The sequence below is a fragment of the Pantoea sp. Ap-870 genome, from assembly GCF_011752515.1.
In the GTDB taxonomy this organism is placed as follows: Bacteria; Pseudomonadota; Gammaproteobacteria; order Enterobacterales; family Enterobacteriaceae; genus Pantoea; species Pantoea dispersa.
The window spans coordinates 214,581-234,168 of sequence record NZ_VWXG01000003.1; the positions used below are offsets into that span (position 1 = coordinate 214,581).

Sequence of the window (19,588 nt, forward strand, 5' to 3'; positions counted from 1 at the left end):
GTTAAGGTATAGATGAAAAAAATCCCCTCCGCGTCGTTAGGCCCGACGAGGAAGGGATTGATGGGCGTGATTATCGCCGAGATTGCCGCGCATCGCAATTAGCGCTCGCGCATCGCCTCTTTGGCCTTGTTAAACGGTTTGACCAGATAATCCATGATGCTCTTCTCGCCGGTTTTGATATCCACGGTAGATACCATGCCCGGGCTGATGGCAAAGCGCCGGCCAGCCTTATTCTGCACATAGTCGTTATCAGTACGAATAAATACGCGGTAGTAGTAAATCTCCGGTTTGACTTCGTCCTGGATGGTATCCGGCGAAATGCTTTCCACCACGCCGTTGAGGCCGCCGTAGATGGCGTAATCGTAAGCGGAGATTTTTACCACCGCGCGCTGGCCCGGATGGATAAAAGCAATATCGCGCGGCGACAGGCGTGCTTCTATCAGCAGCCGATCGTTCATCGGTACGATGTTCATCAGCTCACCGTTGGGCGGAATCACCCCGCCCACCGTCGAGACTTTGATGTTTTTCACGATGCCGCGCATCGGCGCGCGAATGGTCAGACGCGTGACGGTATCTTCGCGTCCTTTAATCACCTGCGCCAGGCTGTCGGCTTCGGCGCTGGCCTTCGCCAGCTCTTCGCGCGCCTGCACATAATACTGCGAGCGCATATCGGTAAGTTTCAGCTCAAGGTCGGACTTATCGCGCTGTAAGCGCAGCACTTCCACGCTGCTGGCGGCACCGGTTTTCGCCAGCCGTTGGGTGATCGCCAGTTCGCGATTAGCCAGCGCCAGCGACTCCTTAAACTGCCGGGTGGCATCATTGAGCTGGGCGCGTTTGGTGTTATACAGCCGGGTTTCCGCCGCGATAAGATCCGGGTAGCCCTTCAGCTCGGCGGGAAACGTGAGCGGATCATCGTTCACTTCCGCACGCAGGCGCGAGGCCGCTGCCAGCGCGGCCCGGTAGCGCGCCGCGCTCTCGCCGACGCTGGACTGCGAGCGCGTGGCATCCAGTTTCGCCACGATCTGCCCGGCCTGCACGCGATCGCCCTCATGCACATACAGTTCCGTGAGAATGCCGCCCTCCAGCGACTGCAGCACCTGCTCGCGCGAACTGGGGATCACCTTCCCGGTGCCGGTTGAGACCTCATCCAGCATGCCAAACCACGCCCACACCAGCGCCACCACGATCAGCGCGGTGCTGATGACGATCAGCCGCACTGCGCCGGTATAGTGGCTTTCCGATTTCAGTTCGCCGAGCAGATCGTCGGACGAATCCACTTCCGCGGCGGTCACCAGCCGCAGTTTTGCCGGCAATTGTTTCATCATGCCTGTCCCTCCCCCGCCGCTCCGCTGGCGCGCGGTGCCGGCAGCGCGTTCTCTTTCGGGCTGTCTATTACCAGCTGCCCCTCTTTCAGCACCAGTATGCGATCCACCAGCGACAGAATTGCCGCGCGGTGCGTCGCCACGATCAGCGTGCGGCCATTCAGCCAGGCACCCAGCCGCTCAATAAAATCCCTCTCGGTATGATCGTCGAGCGAAGCGGTCGGCTCATCCAGCAGCACGATATTAGGATCGCGCAGCAGCATGCGCGCCAGCAGCAGCGACTGGCGCTGGCCGCCGGACAGCCCGACGCCGCCCTCCATGACCGGATGATCGAGCCCGAGCGGCAGACGACGAATAAAATCGGCCCCGCCACTGACCGTCAGCGCGGCAAAAATCGCTTCGTCGGTGGCGTGCGCCGCGCCCATGGTGAGGTTTTCCCGCAGCGTACCGTGGAACAGCCGCGCGTTCTGCGTCAGCAGCCCGACGTTGCGCCGCACGTCCGCGACATCAATATGCGGCAGACTGAGGTTGTCCAGCCGCAGCTCGCCGCCCACCAGATCCATGCCGCCGGCCATCGCCTGCAGCAGCGTGGATTTGCCAGAGCCGTTGCGCCCCAGCACGGCGATACGCTCACCCGGCTTGATGGTCAGCGTCTTGATGCGCAGCGCCACCGTCAGCGAATCGCTGTAGTAGCGGAACATGGCATCGGTGAACTGGTAGTGGCCAAACAGTACCGGACAGTGAATGCGCGTTTCGTCTTTACTGTTCTCCACCGGCAGATTCATCAGCGCATCGAGGCTGCTCTTCGCCGCTTTTACCTGCTGCCAGCGCGCCAGCACGCCACATAGCGTCGCCATCGGCGCAATCATGCGCGAAGACAGCAGCGACGCGGCGACAATCGCCCCGGTGGTGATATCGCCGTTGATCACCATCGGCGCCCCCACCACGATCACGCTGGCGTACACCAGTCCCTGAATAGTGACGCCCCAGCTAATCAGCGCATGCATCACTTTGCGCATCTCGACGCCCGACTGCGCGGTGATGCGGATATAGCTGTTCCACTGCTGCAGAAAGCGATCCTCCGCCTGCATCAGCTTGATATCTTCCAGCCCCTGCACGCTCTCCACCAGCACTGCGTTGCGCAGCGTCGACTCTTTCAGGTTTTGCTGCGCCAGCTTCGCCAGTTTTTTCTGGCTCAGCACGCCGGGCAGGATCATCAGCAGCACCGCCACCGGCGCGATCCACGCCAGCTGCGGCGCGATGATCGCCATCACCAGCATAAACAGCAGGAAGAACGGCATATCGACGATCGCCGTCACCGTGGTCGACGTCACCATTTCGCGCACCGCTTCCAGCTCGCGCAGCTGCGAGATAAAGGTACCGGTCGATCGCGGCACCGCACTGTTACGCAGCCGCAGCGCGTGGCCGAACACGCGATCGGAGACGCGCATATCGGCGCGCTTGCCGAGCAGATCGGTGACGTGATCGCGACCGACGCGCAGAATATAGGTGAACACCACCGAGAGGATCACCCCGATATACAGCACGTACAGCGTGGGGTACGACTGTGCCGGGATCACCCGATCGTACACCTGCATCGAGAAGATGATGCCGACCAGCGCCAGCAGGTTGATCAGGAACGATCCCAGCATCACGTAGCCGTAAGGACGCATGTCGTGCAGCACCAGACGGCGCAGCCAGTCGGGCCTGACCGTGGCGAGATAGCGATCGACACGGCTATCTTTGGCGGCCGTCACCGGACGCAGCGCCGCGGCGTAGCGGATCTGCGGCAGCAGCGTGTTCAGCGCGATCGGCGCCGGTTGTTCATCGCCGGCCAGGTGCACGCGTACCGTGTCATCGCCATCAAAGCTGGTGATGACGCCAACCTGGCCGTCGCTCAGTTCCACCGCCAGCGGCAAGCGCCAGCTGCTGATCTCCCACTGATGCTCTTCATACAGCTGCAGCGACAGCCCGGCCTGACGCGCCAGATGGCGCAGCGCTTTATCACGTGACTGTTTGCCCTGCCATTCGCTGGCAGCCATGATCATGCCCGGCGAGCACGGCAGGCGATAATGGGTAGCGATGAGAATAATGGCGGTGGCCCAGCCGTGTAGCGGCACCTCGCCACCGGCGGCGCTGGCGGGATTGCCATTGGGTGCGTCCGGAATCTGTAATTGCGTCATGGCTGGATCTCCACGGACTGGATGCGCTGGTTATTCAGCGCAAACGCTGACCGCATCTGCCCGGTGCTGTATAAGCAATCGAGCTGCAGTGAACGTAACTGGCTGATAGTTTGCTGCATGGCGAAGCGCGTCTGAAACACTTCCTGTTCGGCGTTGAGCACGTCCAGCAGCGGACGGGTGCCGAGCTGCAGATACTGATCCTGATACAGCTGCTGCGTCTTCTCGCCCAGCGTCTGCTGACGCGACATGATCGCCAGACTCTGCGACAGGCTCAGCGCTTCGGTTTGCGATTCGCTGAGCTGCTGCTGCGCTTTGAGACGCGCCGAGTTCACCGCCGCATTGGCCGCCTGCAGCGCGCTGGCCGCCGCATCGCGCGCCGCGGTAATGCCGCCGCCCTGATACAGCGGCATCTCAACTTTGACGAACGCGGAATACTGAGTGCGGTCGAGCGTTTCGCTGCCGGAGTAGTGATTGTTGAGGTAATGCGTGACCTGCGGTTCCAGCGAAATGGTGGGTAAATTCTGCGCGTTGGCATTATCCAGTTTGGCCTGCGCCTGCCGCGCCTGCGCCCACGCCGCCAGCACCGCCGGATTGGTTTTATCGTCAGCTTTGCCCACCGCGCAGGCGCGCGTCAGGCTGGGCGGAAACGCATCGCTGACCTTCTTCACCAGTGGCCAGCCGAGATAGCTGGCCAGCGTGGCACGCCAGCGGTTGAGGCTGGCCTGATACTGGGTCAGCGTGGTGCGCGCCCCTTCGATACGCGCATCGGTCTGGGTGGCGTCCGAAAGCGATGCCGCCCCCTCTTCATTGCGCTGACGCGCCAGATCGCCAATCTTACTCAGCGCAGTCAGCTGATCCTGGGCGATCTTCACCAGCTGCTGATAGCCCTGCACCTGTACCAGCGCGGCGGCGGTGTCGTGCGCGACGGTATCAATACTCACCAGCACGCTGGCCTGCTCCTGCGCCACCCCGGCTTCGGCGGAGCGCACCGAACTGCTGACTTTGCCGAAGTCATACAGCATCTGCGATACCGACAGCACAAATGACGGGCTGAAGCCTTTCTCGCTGTAGGCGTTGCTGTAGCCGTTGTTCATGCCGGCACTGATTTGCGGATAGTATTTGGCCTGCGCCACATCGACCTGGCTGGCCTGCTCCAGCATTTTGCCAATCGCCTGTGCGATGTCCGGATGCCACTGGATGGCACGCTGTACGGCCTGGTTAAGGGTTAAGGTATCCGGCACGTTAGCCAGCGCGGGTTCGGCCACCTGACCGGTTAAGGAGGGAAGATCCTGCTGCTGCGCCAGACCGGCTGAGGTTATGCGCCCCGCCTGCGTCACGGCATCACTGGCAGCCATAAGATGAGAACTGTGAAAAAACACAATGCCAGCACACAGGGCGCTGAGCTTACAGGTACGGCGAGTTGTTGCGCCTGATTGCATCAGATCCATCGATTGTTCACCAGTAAAAGAGAGAAAGGGGCACCTCCCTGTGCCCGTTATGCTTCCCTGCGTTACACCCACTAAGCCGTGTGGTTTTGATGCGGTTGCTGCAGCAACTCCTCCAGTGAGACGTTTACGCCTTCCAGGGTAATCAGCTGTGTACTGCTGTACCCCGTGCCGCTGCCGTCACGGTCAATCGACAACACCGTATTGCCGTCCGCGGTATGATCCACTTTCACAAAGTCATTGATATTACTGGTGGAATCATTCCAGCCGATCAGCAGACTGCTGACGTCGATCTTGTCACCCTGCGCGACGCTGAAGTCGGTCCAGGTGTCGTGACCGTTGCCGCCGGTGGCATCTGCGCTGCTCAGCAGGTGGTAAACCAGCGTATCTGCGCCGGCACCGCTGGTAATGGTGTCGTCGTAGGCGCTGCTGGTTAGGCTGTCAGCCGCGGCGCTGCCCGTGATGGTCGGGTGGAGCTCAATGGTAAAGGTGTTGCTGGTGATAGTGCCGTCGGACGACGCCAGGGTGTAGGTAAACACCTCCTTATGCGTGATGTTCTGGATATTCACATCCGCGTTCAGGGTATAGGTATAGCTACCGTTGGCGGCGATGGTCAGCACACCAAAGTCCCCGGCCACCGCCGTGCTGCCCACGCTGCTCACGGTGGTGAGATCGCCGTGCTCATTGAGGATGCTCAGCGTGCCGCTGTGGCTGACGTTGCTGTCTCCCCAGATGCTGCCGCTGGCATCATGCTCGCTGCTGGTGGTGGTTTCCGCCGCCAGACTGGTGGTGGCGAACAGCGCGGTGGCCGCACCGTTATGCAGCGTCACCGTCAGCGTCGCCGATGTCACTGCACCGCTGGCATCCCGCACCGAGTAGGTGAAGGTGTCTGCGGATGGCAGGGTATCGATATCCAGCCCGGCCTTCAGCGTGTAGGTGTAGTTACCCTTCGCATCAATGGTCAGCGTACCGTAGGTGGTGTTGATCACCGTATTGCCGCTGGACGCCACCGCGCTGCTGCCCACCGACGCCACCGCCGTGCCGGACGGAATCGTCCCGGCGATGGAGCTGGTGTCGTTGGTCAGCAGGTTGCCGGTGACCGTCGCGGCGGTGGTGACCGCCAGCGTGGTGAAATCCGACACCGTGCTTACCGTGGTGGTTGGCAACACACTAATGTTGGTGGTGGCTGCCACCACCACCGCATAGTTGCCGGTCCCCAGTCCGGTGTAGGTGACGTTTGCCCCTTTCAGCGTACCGATCGTCAGCAGCGCGTTAATGTAGTTGGTCTTGATACTGATCAACTGCCACGAGCCGTTCGCCTGCTGTTCGTACAGGTTTAACGAATAGTTGGCGGCCACGCCGAGACTGGTCACCGAACCGTTGAGCGTCACGGTACGGCTGTCATCGTTACCCACGCTGAACAGGTAAGCATTACCGTTGTTCAGTACGCTGGCATTGAGTACCGTACCCAGCCCCACGGTCAGCAGCGCGGTATGCGACGAGTTGACCGTACCGTTGTTCACCGTTGCCTGCGTGCTGGTGTAATCCACCTCGTTGCTGTCGTTGGTCGCCACGATGCGAATCGCACCGGTCAGCGAGGCCCCCGGCGAGACGTTACCGGCGCGATCCGTCTGGATCACCGAGAGCGGCGCACCGGTGATCTGCGCGGTAGTGAGCGTCACCGACCAGTTGCCGCCGCTGCCGACCGTGGTGGTGCCGAGCGCGTTGCCGCTGGCATCGCGCACCGTCACCGTGGCCCCCACTTCACCGCTACCGGTGACAAGGGTACCGGCGCTGTTGATCGCCAGCCCGCTTACCGCCGCCGGAGGCAGGGTATCGACATTCACCGTCGCCGTGATGTTGCCGGTGCTGACGTTACCCGCCGCATCGGTCACCGTGGTGCTTAGCGTGTGCGCGCCGTTCGCCAGCGTGGCGGTGGTGAAGCTCCAGCTGCCATCACTCCCCGCGGTCACAGAACCAATGGCGCTGGCACCGTCGTAGATGGTGACCACGGCACCCGCTTCCGTGGTACCGCGCAGCGTTGGCGTGGTATCGCGCGTAAAGGCACCGTTCGCCAGCGTCACCGGCGTACCGCTGATGTCATCAATGATGGTCAGCGTACTGGCAACCGGCACCACGGTGTCGACGATCAGCGTGGTCGACACCTGCGGGCTGACGTTGCCCGCCGGGTCGGTCTGCGTCACGTTCAGCGTGTGGCTGCCGTTGCTCAGCGCGTTGCCCACCACGAAGCTCCAGCTGCCGTTGCTGCCCACCGTGGTGGTGCCCAGCAATGAAGTGCCGTCGTACACCGTGATGCGCGCGCCCGCCTCGCCGTTGCCGCTTAGCAGCGGCGTGCTGTCGTTGGTGACGCCATTATTCGGAATGGTCACCGCCGTGCTGCCGTTGTTGTTGAGCGCCAGCAGATTGGTGATGGCCGCCGGTGCCGTGGTATCGATGATCACCGTGGCCGCGGTGGTGCCGCTGACGTTACCTGCCGCATCCGTTACCGTCACCGTGATCGGGTGCGGACCGGCGCTCAGCGCCGCCAGTGGCGTGAAGCTCCAGCTGCCGTCCGCCTGCACAATCGCCGTACCCAGTGCCAGACCGTTGTCCAGAATGGTGACGCGTGCCCCGGCCTCCGCCGCGCTGACGCTGCCGCGCAGCGTTGGCGTGGTGTCGTTGGTCGCGCCGCCGTTGACGATGGTGGCACCGGTCGCATCATTAATAATGGTGAGACTGGTGTTCGCTGGTGCCACCGTATCCACGGTGAGGTTAATCACCTCGGAACGGGGACTGACGTTGCCCGCGCTGTCGGTCACCGTCACGCTCAGCGCATGGGCGGCATTGCTCAGCGTCGGCGAGACGAAGCTCCAGCTGCCGCTGGCGTTAGCCTGCACCGTTCCGAGCAGCGTGTTGCCATCGTAAACCGTGACAATTGCGTTCGCTTCCGCCGTGCCCTGCAGCGTCGGCGTGCTGTCGTTGGTGACCCCGTTATTAACGATAGCCACACCGGTGACGTCGTTGGTCAGCGTCAGTCCGGTTGCCGCCAGCGGCGGCGCGGTGTCGACGGTCAGCGCAAGGGACGCTGCGGGACCGGTATTGCCAGCCGCATCGGTGGCCGTCACGCTGAAAGTGTGTAAACCGTCAGACAAGGTACCGGTGACGAAGCTCCAGCTGCCGTTGCTGGCGGCGGTTACCGAACCCAGCACCGTATCACCATCGCGGATGGTCACAATGCTGTTGGCTTCCGCCGTGCCGCTCAGGCGTGGCGTGCTGTCATTGGAGACGCCCCCTGCCGCAATCGCCACCGGCGTGCTGCCGTTGTTGTTCACCGCTGCCAGCCCGGTGATAGCCACCGGCGGCGTGGTGTCGATCACCAGCGTGGCGCTGGTGGTGGCACTGACGTTACCGGCCGCATCGGTGACCGTGACGTTGAGCGTATGGAGCGTTTCGCTCAGCGCCGCGGCTGGCGTCAGTGTCCAGTTGCCGTCACTGCCCACCAGCGCGGAACCGACCAGCGTGGTGCCATCCAGTACGGTGACGATGCTGCCCGCCTCCGCCCGGCCGCTCAGCACCGGCGTGGTATCGCTGGTCACGCCGCCATTCGGGATGACGCTGCCGCTGACGTCGTTGGTGACCACCAGCGTGGCCGCGCCCGGCGCAACGGTATCGACGGTGATAGTTACCGGCGTGGTGCGCGGGCCAACATTGCCTGCGGCATCGGTGACCGCCACGCTCAGCGCATGCGCGCCGTTACCCAGCGTCGGTGAAACAAAGCTCCACGCGCCGCTGCCGTTCACCTGCTCCGTGCCCAGCAGCGTGTTGCCGTCATAAACGCTGACCGTGGTGTTAGCCTCGGCGGTGCCGCTCAGCGTTGGCGTGGTGTCGTTAGTCGCGCCGCCAGCCGGTATGCTGACGCCGGTAACGTCGTTAGTGATGGTCAGGTTGGTGGCCACCGGCGGTGGCGTCGCATCAACGATCAGCGTCACGCTGAGCGCCTCGCCGGTATTACCCGCCGCGTCCGTTTCCGTGACGCTGAAGGTATGGCTGCCGTCGCTCAGTGCCGCAGAGGTGTAACTCCAGTTAGCGCTGCTGCCCACCGTCAGCGAGGCCACCACATCGCCATCGAGGCGAATCGTCACCACGCTGCCCGCCTCTGCCACACCGCGTAACAGCGGCGTGTTGTCATTAGTGGTATCGCCGTCAGCAATGGTCACCGGCGTGCTGCCGTTGTTATTGCTGGCCGTCAGCGTCAGATCGTCCGGCGCCAGGGTATCAACGATCACCGTCGCGCTGGTGCTGGTGCTGACGTTGCCCGCCGCATCGGTCACCGAAACGCTCAGAGTGTGCGAACCTTCACTCAGCGCTGTCGCTGGCGTGTAGCTCCAGTTGCCGCCGGACGGCACGGTCAGCGTGGTCAGCACATCACCATTATTCAGGATAGTGACCGTGCTGCCCGCTTCCGCTACGCCGCTCAGGGTTGGCGTGGCATCGCTGCTGTAGCCGCCGTTAAGCACCGGCTGTGCGGTATCATCGTTGGTGATGACCAGCGTCGAAGCGTTCGGTGCGATGCTGTCCACAGTGAAGTTAAGCGCCGCGGTGAGAGCACTGCTGTTCCCCGCCGCATCGCTGACGCCCACGCTCAGCGCGTGCGTCCCTTCGCTCAATGCAGGCGTGGTCAGCGTCCAGCTTCCCCCTGCGCCCACCACCACTGACGCGATAGCGGTGTTGCCATCGTACACCGTGACCAGGCTGCCCACATCGGCGCTGCCACTGAGTACCGGCGTGTTGTCATTGATGACGCTGCCGTCGCTAATCGGCACCGCCGTGCCGCTGCGATCGTTGCTGATCACCACATCAGCGGCCACCGCCGGCGCGGTGATGTCCACGGTGAAGCCGAGGGTAGCCGATCGCGTCCCCTCATCACCGCCAGGGTTTTGCGCGGTGATGTAGTATGCGTAGCTGCCTTCAGCCAGCGTCGGCGTATAGCTCCACTGGCCGTTAGCATCCGCCGTAACGCTGGTGATTACCACATCCGTATTAGCGTCATAAATACGAATCAGCTGACCGGCCTCGGCAGAGCCGCTGAGCGTTGGCGTGGTGTCGCGGGTTACCGCGCCGTCTGCCAGCGTCACCAGCGTCGTGCCCGTGTCGTCAGTGATTTGCAGCGTCGAGGTGGCTGGCGGCAGATCGGCCTGCACGTTAAGGCTGAACGCCGGCGTCGCCGTGCTGACGTTGCCCGCCGCATCGGTGACGGTGACGGTGAAGCTGTGAGGTCCGTTGTTGAGCGCCGCGGTCGTAAAGCTCCAGGCCCCGCCCGAGCCGACCAGCGCAGTGCCCAGCAGCGTGGTGCCATCGTAGATGTTCACCGTGCTGCCGGCTTCTGCCGTGCCGCTCAGGGTTGGCGTGTTGTCATCGGTCGACGCGCCGTCATCCAGCGGGCCCGTCGTGCCGCCCACGTTATCGGCGACCACCAGGTCAGGAACCGCGTCTGGCACCAGCGTATCGACGGTGACATTCACCGGCCCAACCGGCTCGCTGACGTTGCCAGCGGCATCCACCACCTGCACCGAGAAAGCGTAGCTGCCATCCTGCAGCGCGCTGGTTTCAAAGCGCCATACGCCATTGGCATCGGCGACCACCGAGCCAATCACCGTATCGTCCTGCAGCAGGTTGATGATGGCACCCGCCTGCGCCGTTCCGCTCAGTACCGGCGTGGTGTCGTTGGTAAAGCTGCCATCCACCAGCGGCAGAGCGGTCGGACCGTTATTGGCGTTGACCTCAAACGACAGCACCGGATCCGGTCCGACGGTGTTAACCGTTACGCCAATGCTCACCGGGTCGCTGACGTTACCCGCGTTGTCACTGACGACGACCGTCAGCGTGTAGTTGCCGTTATCCAGCGGCGACGTATTCAGGCTCCAGTTGCCCTCAGTGTCCACCGTCGCCGACCCCACCAGCACGTTGCCGTTGTACACGTTGACGAGAGCACCCGGCTCACCGCTGCCGCTCAGCAGCGGCGTGTTGTCGTTGGTAGCGCCACCGTTGGCGATGGTGACAAGGTTATCCGGATCGTTGTCATTCTGCAGCAGCACGGCGCTGACCGGCTGCGGCGGCGTGGCATCAACCTGAACGGTGAAGCTGGAAGACGGCGCACTGACGTTGCCGAGGCTGTCCGTCACCGTGGCCGTCAGGGTGTGCTGACCATCGGTGAGCACGGGCGACAGGAACACCCATTCGCCGTCCGCATTGGCGGTGGTCGAACCCAGCACCACATTGCCATCGTAAATGGTCACCAGGCTGCCAGCCTCCGCCGTACCGCTCAGGCGTGGCGTATTGTCATTGGTAAATGTGCCATCGGGCACCAGTACCAGATCGGTACCGTTGTCGTTATTTACTTCCAGCGTGGCCTGGGCCGGTGCCTGGTTATCCACGGTAAAGGTAATCGGTGCCGACGCCGGCCCGGTGTTACCGGCCGCATCGGTGACCGTCACCGTCAGGCTGTGCGCCGCGTTGGTGAGGGTTGGCACGTTGAAACTCCACGCGCCGTCACTGCCCGCAATCGCCGTACCAATCGGCGCGCCATTATCCAGAATGTTCACCGTGCTGCCCGGCTCAGCAACGCCCGCCAGCAACGGCGTGGTATCGCTGGTGGTCGATCCCGACGGAATATCCACCAGCGCACTGCCGTTGTCATTGGAGAGACTGATTTCCGTCACCTGATCCGGGGCGGTGGCGTCAATCACCAGCTGTGCCGTGACCGGCGCGCTGACGTTGCCCGCCGCGTCGCGCGCCACAACGGTTAAGGTGTAGCTGCCGTCACTCAGCGCACTGGCCGGCGTGAAGCTCCAGCTGCCGCTGCTGCCCACGGTGACACTGCCCACCTGACCGTTCTGCGAGGTAATCACAATCAGGCTGCCCGGATCGCCGCTGCCGCTCAGCACCGGCGTGTTGTCACTGGTTAAGCCGCCGTTCGGGATGGTGACCGGATCGCCGTTGCCATTGTCGCTGGCGACGCTCAACTGGGTGACCGCCGACGGTGCTACGGTATCGACGGTGATCGCCACGCTGGCGCTCGGTGCACTGACATTGCCGGCGACGTCGGTGACCGTCACGCTGAGGCTGTGCGAGCCATCGGTCAGTTCAGGTGAGAAGGTCCATGCGCCGTCGTTACCTGCCGTCGCCGTGCCGATCGGCGTCTGTCCGTCATAGACGATGACGGTGCTATTCGGCTCTGCCGTTCCGCTGAGCAGCGGCGTGCTGTCATTGGTGTTGCTGCCTGAGGTGATTGGCGTGGCCGGATCGACATTGTTGTTCACCAGCAGCAGATCGACGACCGCGTCCGGCGCCGTGGTATCCACGGTAAAGCTAATTGGCGCGGAAGGATCGCTGACGTTACCCGCCGCATCAGTCACCGTTACCGTCAGGCTGTGATCGCCCTCGTCCAGCGTACCGGTAACAAACTGCCAGCTGCCATCGGCGCCCACGGTCACCGAACCGATCGGCGTCGTGCTGTCGCCATCGTAGACAGTGATGATACTGCCCGCCGTGGCGCTGCCGGAGAGCTGCGGCGTAGTGTCGTTGGTCGCGCCATTGGCGGCAATCGCCACCAGCGTGCTGCCATCGTTATTGCTCAGCACCACGTCCACTGGCGCTGCCGGTGGCGTGAGATCAACGGTGAAGGTGTACGGCGCTGACTCCGGCCCGACGTTGCCTGCCGGATCGGTGACGCTGGCCGTCAGGCTGTGACTGCCCGCTTCCAGGGCGGTATCTGGCGTGAAGCGCCAGCTGCCGTCATTGCCGGCGGTAGCCGAGCCGATGATCACGCCGTTGTCGCGCACGATCACCACGCTGTCAGGCTCGGCGCTACCGCTCAACACTGGTGTGGTGTCGTTGGTCGCCCCGCCAGAGGCCACCGGTACGGCCGGATCAACCTCATCGTTCACCAGCAGCAGGCCGGTCGGCTCGGCCGGTGCCGTGGTATCCACGGTAAAATCAATTGCCGCGGACGGTGCGCTAACGTTGCCCGCCGGGCTGGTAACCGTCGTGGTCAGGCTATGTTCGCCCTGGCTCAGCGTCGGTACCGCATAGGTCCATGTGCCACCGGCACCCACCAGCACGCTGCCCAGCACCGTGTTGCCATCGAGGATGGTGACGGTGCTGCCGGCATCGGCGGTGCCGCTCAGCTGCGGCGTGGTGTCGTTGGTCGCGGTGCCGCTGTTAATCGGCTGCAGCGTCTCGCCGTTATCGTTGTTCAGCACGACATCAGCGGCGGCAGACGGTGCGGTGAGATCGATAGTGAAATCAAACGCATCAGACGCCGGCCCGCTGTTGCCCGCCGTGTCGGTGACAATGGTGGTCAGGCTATGCGTGCCCGCCTCCAGTGCCGGATCCGGCGTGAAGCTCCAGTTGCCGTTTGCATCGGCCTGCGCCGAGCCAATCACGCTGCCATTGTCGTAAATCGCGACGAGGCTGCCCGGCTCCGCGCTGCCGCTGAACAACGGCGTGGTGTCATTAGTGACGCCATCCGCCGCGATCGGCAGCGGCGTTGCGCCCTGATCGTTAACCAGCAGCAAGTCTGCGGCGGGCGCCGGATCGGTGAGATCGATGTTCACCTCCAGCGGAGCAGAAGGTGCGCTGGTATTGCCAGCCGGACTGGTTTCGGTCGCCGTCAGGCTGTGCTGCCCCTCGCCCAGCGCAGTGGCTGGCGTGAAGCTCCAGCTGCCGTCGTCGTTGACCGTGGTGGTGCCCAGCACGGTATTGCCATCCGAGACGGTGATGGTGCTGCCGGCGGTGCCGGTGCCGCTCAGGACCGGCGTGGTGTCGTTAGTGGCACCGCTGGTGATCAGCACCGGCGTGCCGCTCTGATCATCACTGAGCTGTACATTGCCCGGCGCGGCTGGCGTGGTGGTATCGATGGTAAAGCTGAGGGCGGCCGAGGGTTCGCTGGTATTGCCAGCGGTATCGGTCACCGTCGCCGTCAGGCTATGGTCGCCCGCTGCCAGCACCGGTGCGGTGAAGCTCCAGCTGCCGTCGTTACCGACGGTGGCGGTGCCCAGTACCGTATCGCCATCGGAAATGGTTACGGTGCTGCCCGGTTCCGCGCGGCCACTCAACACCGGCGTGGTGTCATTGGTGAGGCCATTGCTGACCGGCACCGGTGTGCCGCTCTGGTCGTTGCTGAGCAGCAGCTCGCTGGCCACGGCAGGGGCGCTGGTATCGACGATGACAATCACCGCCGTACTGCCCGGCCCGGTATTGCCCGCCGTGTCGGTAACGGTGGACGTCAGGTTGTGCTGCCCTTCGCTCAGCGGATCGGTCGGGGTGAAACTCCAGCTGCCGTCGCTGCCTGCCGTCGCCGTGCCCAGCACCGTATCGCCGTCGCTGACGGTCACTGTACTGCCGGGTTCAGCGGTACCGCTCAGGGTTGGCGTGGTGTCATTGGTGCTGCCGCCTGCGGCAACCGGTGTGCCGTCGCCATTGCTGAGCTGCAGATTGCCTGCCGCCGCCGGTGCCTGCGTATCGACGGTGACGGTTACCGGTGTTGACGCCGGTCCGGTGTTACCGGCCGCATCGGTGACGGTGCTGGTCAGGCTGTGGCTGCCGTCACTGAGGGACGGCGTGGTGAAGCTCCAGTTGCCATCGTTGCCCACCGTGGTGCTGCCAATCACCGTACCGCCATCGGAGATAATCACCACACCGCCGGCTTCGCCGCTGCCGCTCAGGGTTGGCGCAGAGACGTTAGTGCTGCCTGTGCCCAGCGGATCGCCGTCATCGTTGGTCAGCTGGATGCCTGTCGGTGCCGCGGGCGCGACGGTGTCGATGGTGATGGTGATCACCGGCGAATCCGTCACCGTGCCGCTGCCGTTATCGGCGCTGGCGCGGAATGCGTAGGTGCCGTCGGCCAGCGCTGCTGGCGTGAAGCTCCACTGTCCGTTGCTGCCCGCGACAACGCTGCCCAAAACCGTGCTGCCGTTGTACAGGGTGACGAGATCGCCCGCCCCGGCCTGGCCGCTGAGAATCGGCGTGCTGTCGGTGGTGCTGTCGTTATTGGCCAGTTCGACCAGTGTGCTGCCGTTATCATCGGTGACAATCAGCAGGCTGCTGGTGGCCGGCACGCCCGCCTCAATGTTGACCGTGAACACCGGCGATGCCGGGCTGACGTTGCCGGCCGCGTCAGTCACTGTGGTGGTCAGGCTGTGCTGCCCGTTGGTGAGCGCATCTGGCGTAAAGCTCCAGCTACCGTTGCTGGCGGCGGTAACGCTACCGAGCAGCGTGGTACCGTCATAGATACGCACCACCGCGCCCGCTTCTGCCGAACCGCTCAGGGTTGGCGTGCGATCGTCGGTGGTCTGGCCGGAAGCCAGCGCGCCGGTGGCGCTGCCCGCGTTATCCGTCACCTGCAGGCCGCTGACGGCGGCAGGCGCGGTGGTGTCAACGCTAAAGGCGATCGGCGTTGATGCCGGACTGACGTTGCCGGCGGCATCGGTCACCGTGGTGCTCAGGCTGTGATTGCCCTCGCCCAGCGCTGGCGTGGTGAAGCTCCAGCTGCCGTTACTGCCCACGCTGACGCTGCCGAGAACGGTGTTGCCGTCGCGAATCGTGACAATACTGCCGGCTTCCGCCGTGCCGCTCAGCAGCGGTGTCGCATCGTTGATCGCGCTGCCGCCCGTTACCGGCTGTGCGGTACTGCCGGCATCGTTCAGCAGTGCCAGATCGCTGGCTGCCGCCGGTGGCGTGGTATCAACCGTAATGTTCAGGGTGACGGTGTCAATCACATTGCCGTCAACGTCGGTAATGGTGGCGCTGAACGCGTGGCCGCCCTCACTCAGGTTGCTCAGGGCAAAGCTCCACTGCCCATTGCCATCGGCGGTGGTGCTGCCGAGCAGATCGCCGCCGTCAAAGATGCGAACGAGGCTGCCCGCCCGGGTCAGCCCGGCGAGGATCGGGCTGTCGTCGTTGGTGACGGCGCCGTTTTGCAGTGAGACAAGGGTATTGCCGCTGTCGCCCACCAGCTCAATGCTGGCGCTGGCGGGCGGCAGCGCAGCGTCCACATTGACCACAAATTCCGCGGTCGCGCTGCTGACGTTGCCCGCCGCATCAGTTTGCGTAACGGTCAGGCTGTGGCTGCCGTTGCTGAGCGCTGGCGTGGTAAAGCTCCAGCTGCCGTTGGCCCCGACAAGGGTATTGCCCAGGAGCGTGCTGCCATCGTAAATGCTGATCAGCGCACCGGCTTCGCCGCTGCCGCTCAGGGTAGGAGTGTTGTCATCGGTGGTGGCGCCCGACGTCAGCGGGCCCTGGCTGGCACCCACGTTGTCGCTCACCTGCAGATCGCCGATCGCCGCCGGTGCGGTGGTATCGACGGTGACCACGATAGCCGCTGACGCCGGACCGGTATTGCCGGCGCTGTCGGTTACCGTGGTAGTCAGGCTGTGGTTGCCCTCGCTGAGCGCTGGCGTGGTGAAGCTCCAGCTGCCGTTACTGCCGACGATCGCCGTGCCGAGCACGACGTTGCCATCGCGTACCGTAACGGTGCTGCCGGCCTCTGCCGTGCCGCTCAGCACCAGCGTGTTGTCATTGCTGCTGCCGCCGGCGGCAATCGGCGTCACGCTGCCATTGCTGTCGCCGGTCAGCAGCAGATCGCCTGCCGCGCCGGGCGCCACGGTATCAATGGTGACCGTCAGGGTGACGGAGGTGGTGACGTTACCGGCGGCGTCGGTGGCAACCGCGCGGAACGCATAAGTACCATCTGCCAGCGTGGCGGGAGTGAAGCGCCACTGACCGCTGCCGTCGGCAATAGTACTGCCCAGCAGCGTGGTGCCGTTGTACAGCGTGATGACGGCGTTAGCGCTCGCCAGGCCGCTCAGCACCGGCGTGCTGTCTTTGGTACTGGCGCCATCGCTCAGCGTGCGCAGCGTGGCATCGCTATCGTCGGTAATTTGCAGCGAACTGCTGGTTGACGGCAGGCCCGCCTGAATCGTCACCACAAACGGCGAGGACGCAGCGCTGACGTTGCCGGCAGCGTCCGTCAGCGTCACGGTCAGGCTGTGGCTGCCATTGCTCAGCGCTGGCGTGGTAAAACTCCAGTTGCCGTTCGCGCCCACCAGCGCCGTGCCGAGCAGCGTCTGACCATCGTAAACGCTGACCACAGCGCCCGCTTCACCGCGGCCGCTCAGGGTCGGCGTGTTGTCATCGCTGCTCGATCCGTTTGGTACCGGCGTGGTGCTGCCGCCGCTGTTGTTGGTCAGGGACACGTCCGTGGCCACTGCCGGTGGCTGCGTATCGACAGTGAAATCAACCGGGCTGGTGGCCGGACTGGTGTTGCCGGCAGCATCGGTGACGGTAACCGTCAGGCTGTGCTGCCCTTCACCCAGAGCGGGTGTCGTGAAGCTCCAGCGGCCATCGGCACCGACGGTGACCGTACCCAGCAGCGTGGTGCCGTCGTAAATACTGACAATGGTCCCCGCTTCGGCCGTGCCGCTTAACGTAGGCGTGTTGTCATCGGTGCTGGTGCCGCCCGTGATAGCGCCCTGCACGCTGCCCGCGTTATCCGTGATCAGCAGATCGCTGACTGCCGCCGGTGCCGTGGTATCACCGCCGCCGCCATTGTCGCCGCCGCCGTTATCCCCACCGCCGCCGCCGCCACCGCCGTTGTTACCGGCGATCAGCGCACCGATACCGGCCAGCGCGGCGCCGGCGATACCAAAGGCGGTCAGTGTTCCGTCACCCGTGACGTTTTCCGCTAACAGCCCTTCCGTGCTGTCGATAGAGACAAACTGGAAGCCTTCTGTGCCGGGATCTTCCACCCACCACAGCGCGCCTTTGTCGTCCTGCAGCACCAGATCGCTGTCGCCGTTAGCATCGTAGAATTTATGAATAACAACGACTTCACCGGATTTAGTGGTGACCACTAAATCACTACCATTGCGTGTGAAAGACTTAATATCAGCCTGATTAAGGTTGAGCTTAACCACACTGGGAGCAGTCAAATTAACCTGATTACCGCTCACTTCAGTAACAATCGTTCCGCCTTTAGGCGTTACAGAGATATTGTTCATTTTATCGATATCCCGCGCAGTTATAAGCTTAATGGCATCCATAAAAACGCCCGGTATCGCCAGACACCGGTATTCTTCGCGAATAATTCAATGAATTACTCACATCCTCTCCAGGCCGGTTTCATCTGCCAGAGGCACAGTGAAAACGCGCTGAGTCGTTATTTGCCGCCCGTGCGAAAAACAGCTCTGCCGAACTCTTTTCAGACTTGCGCCAACAAATCAGTGAGATAGACGCTCTTCCAGTGGTAGCCTTGCATGCCGTAAATTGATTTTTGCGACAGCAAATCAACCTGACGTTGATGTTCAACGCCCTCAATAATCACGCCGCGACATAATTGATTGAGGTGGTCGAGCAGAATGTCGAAAGTGCGATCTTCGCCAAATTGCCAAAAAAATTTTTTATCAATCTTGACGATGTCGAATATTCCGCTATCGAGCATGGTCAGGTTGGAATAACCCGGACCAAAGTCATCGAGCCATAACGGGGCCGGCGTGATTTTGGCTACGCCTTTCAGGATCAGCAGGTCGGCACTATTAAAACGTGCGGTGAAGAAGGCAGAGATTTCCAGCCGTAATCGCGTCAGCGCGGCCAGTTTTCTTTGTATTTCAGCATCTTTGAAAATGCCTGAAACAATATCTCTGTCTACATTAACGCTGATGACCTGCTCAAACCCCGCATGGTAAAGCTGAATAAGTTTTTCGACCTGGTGGAGGAATAACTGCCATTTTTCGTCAGCAGAAAGCCGACTGAAGAACCCTGCATCCCTGTCAGGGTTACGCTTATTATTGGTATCTGCATCATCTGCGAAACGCGTCAACAATTCCCATGCCACCACTTCACCGGAAATAGCGTGAACCGGCTCCAGCATCAGAATGTAGTCGGATTTGCAGCGCATTTTTACGATCCTTACACTGGCTGAAAGCGCGTTAAACCGTCAGCTTTTCTCATGTGATTCGTAAGGGAAACATCGATAAAACTTAACACCTTAACTGAAGGTTAACTTACAACTTACATTTTGAAAAATAGATTTCAGTGAACAACAGCGTGAACTTTAATCGTTTAAACCAATCAATAAAGCTTCCTTTTCACTGCATGTTTCATATAAAGATCAGATAATTCTTAGATTTCAGATTTTGCTTATCGGCCCTGACAAAAAATAAAATCCATACTCAACTGATTAATAAGCAATAAATTATACAGCATTGGTATAAATTCTGGCTTTGTCCTTAAGATGAGATAATGCACTGCTTAAAGCGGGATTCCAGAAAGCGTCAAAAAACCGACGGCCTGCACATCGCTAACCCACCGCCTTATGCTTAAATTTTTATTATAGATAGCCAGAAACTCATAAAAGAAAGATTGGTCATTTGCGGACAGGTACAACACTAAGCCACAGATTTAAAAAACGTTTTTTTCGCTGCCGATGCGCTTTCGCTGCTGAATTAAGCAGATAGCTTTTGTTAATAAACGGTTTGAATTTGCTGTTTCGGCCGGGATAATTTCAGAGTGATAGCGATCACGAATTAAATAAATGGCGGGAAGGATTGTCAGGGAAGGTGATAATAACGGGCTCCAGCCG

The 19,588-nt window shown here is 61.9% G+C and carries 5 protein-coding genes; all 5 read right to left on the minus strand.

Features of this window, described 5'->3' with window-relative positions; genetic code table 11:
• Positions 1-98: 98 nt before the first annotated feature.
• The 5 genes from F3J41_RS10170 to F3J41_RS10190 all read right to left on the minus strand — a co-directional run bounded on the left by F3J41_RS10170 (position 99) and on the right by F3J41_RS10190 (position 18,904).
• On the minus strand, positions 99-1,322 hold the full coding sequence (locus tag F3J41_RS10170) for an HlyD family type I secretion periplasmic adaptor subunit (protein ID WP_369974314.1): 1,224 nt from the start codon (positions 1,320-1,322) through the stop codon (positions 99-101).
• Positions 1,322-3,505, minus strand: a complete 2,184-nt coding sequence (locus tag F3J41_RS10175) for a type I secretion system permease/ATPase (RefSeq protein ID WP_166710979.1) — start codon at positions 3,503-3,505, stop codon at positions 1,322-1,324. Before F3J41_RS10175 ends, F3J41_RS10170 begins: the two co-directional genes overlap by 1 nt.
• Positions 3,502-4,953: a TolC family outer membrane protein gene (locus F3J41_RS10180; protein ID WP_166710981.1), complete on the minus strand. Its 1,452-nt coding sequence runs from the start codon at positions 4,951-4,953 to the stop codon at positions 3,502-3,504. The genes F3J41_RS10175 and F3J41_RS10180 overlap by 4 nt, the downstream gene beginning before the upstream one ends.
• Before the next feature lie 71 nt (positions 4,954-5,024).
• Positions 5,025-18,008 (minus strand): Ig-like domain-containing protein, encoded by a 12,984-nt coding sequence (locus F3J41_RS10185; RefSeq protein WP_166710983.1) that lies wholly within the window; start codon positions 18,006-18,008, stop codon positions 5,025-5,027.
• A 200-nt stretch (positions 18,009-18,208) separates the two neighbouring features.
• A complete protein-coding gene (locus F3J41_RS10190) occupies positions 18,209-18,904 on the minus strand; it encodes an EAL domain-containing protein (protein ID WP_058776232.1) in 696 nt (231 codons plus the stop codon).
• Positions 18,905-19,588 lie beyond the last annotated feature (684 nt).

Excerpts from the sequence above, each read along its gene's own strand:
- F3J41_RS10190 (WP_058776232.1), bottom strand. The coding sequence starts at position 18,904 with ATGCGCTGCAAATCCGACTACATTCTGATGCTGGAGCCGGTTCACGCT.
- F3J41_RS10170 (WP_369974314.1), bottom strand. The coding sequence starts at position 1,322 with ATGAAACAATTGCCGGCAAAACTGCGGCTGGTGACCGCCGCGGAAGTG.
- F3J41_RS10185 (WP_166710983.1), bottom strand. The coding sequence starts at position 18,008 with ATGAACAATATCTCTGTAACGCCTAAAGGCGGAACGATTGTTACTGAA.
- F3J41_RS10175 (WP_166710979.1), bottom strand. The coding sequence starts at position 3,505 with ATGACGCAATTACAGATTCCGGACGCACCCAATGGCAATCCCGCCAGC.
- F3J41_RS10180 (WP_166710981.1), bottom strand. The coding sequence starts at position 4,953 with ATGGATCTGATGCAATCAGGCGCAACAACTCGCCGTACCTGTAAGCTC.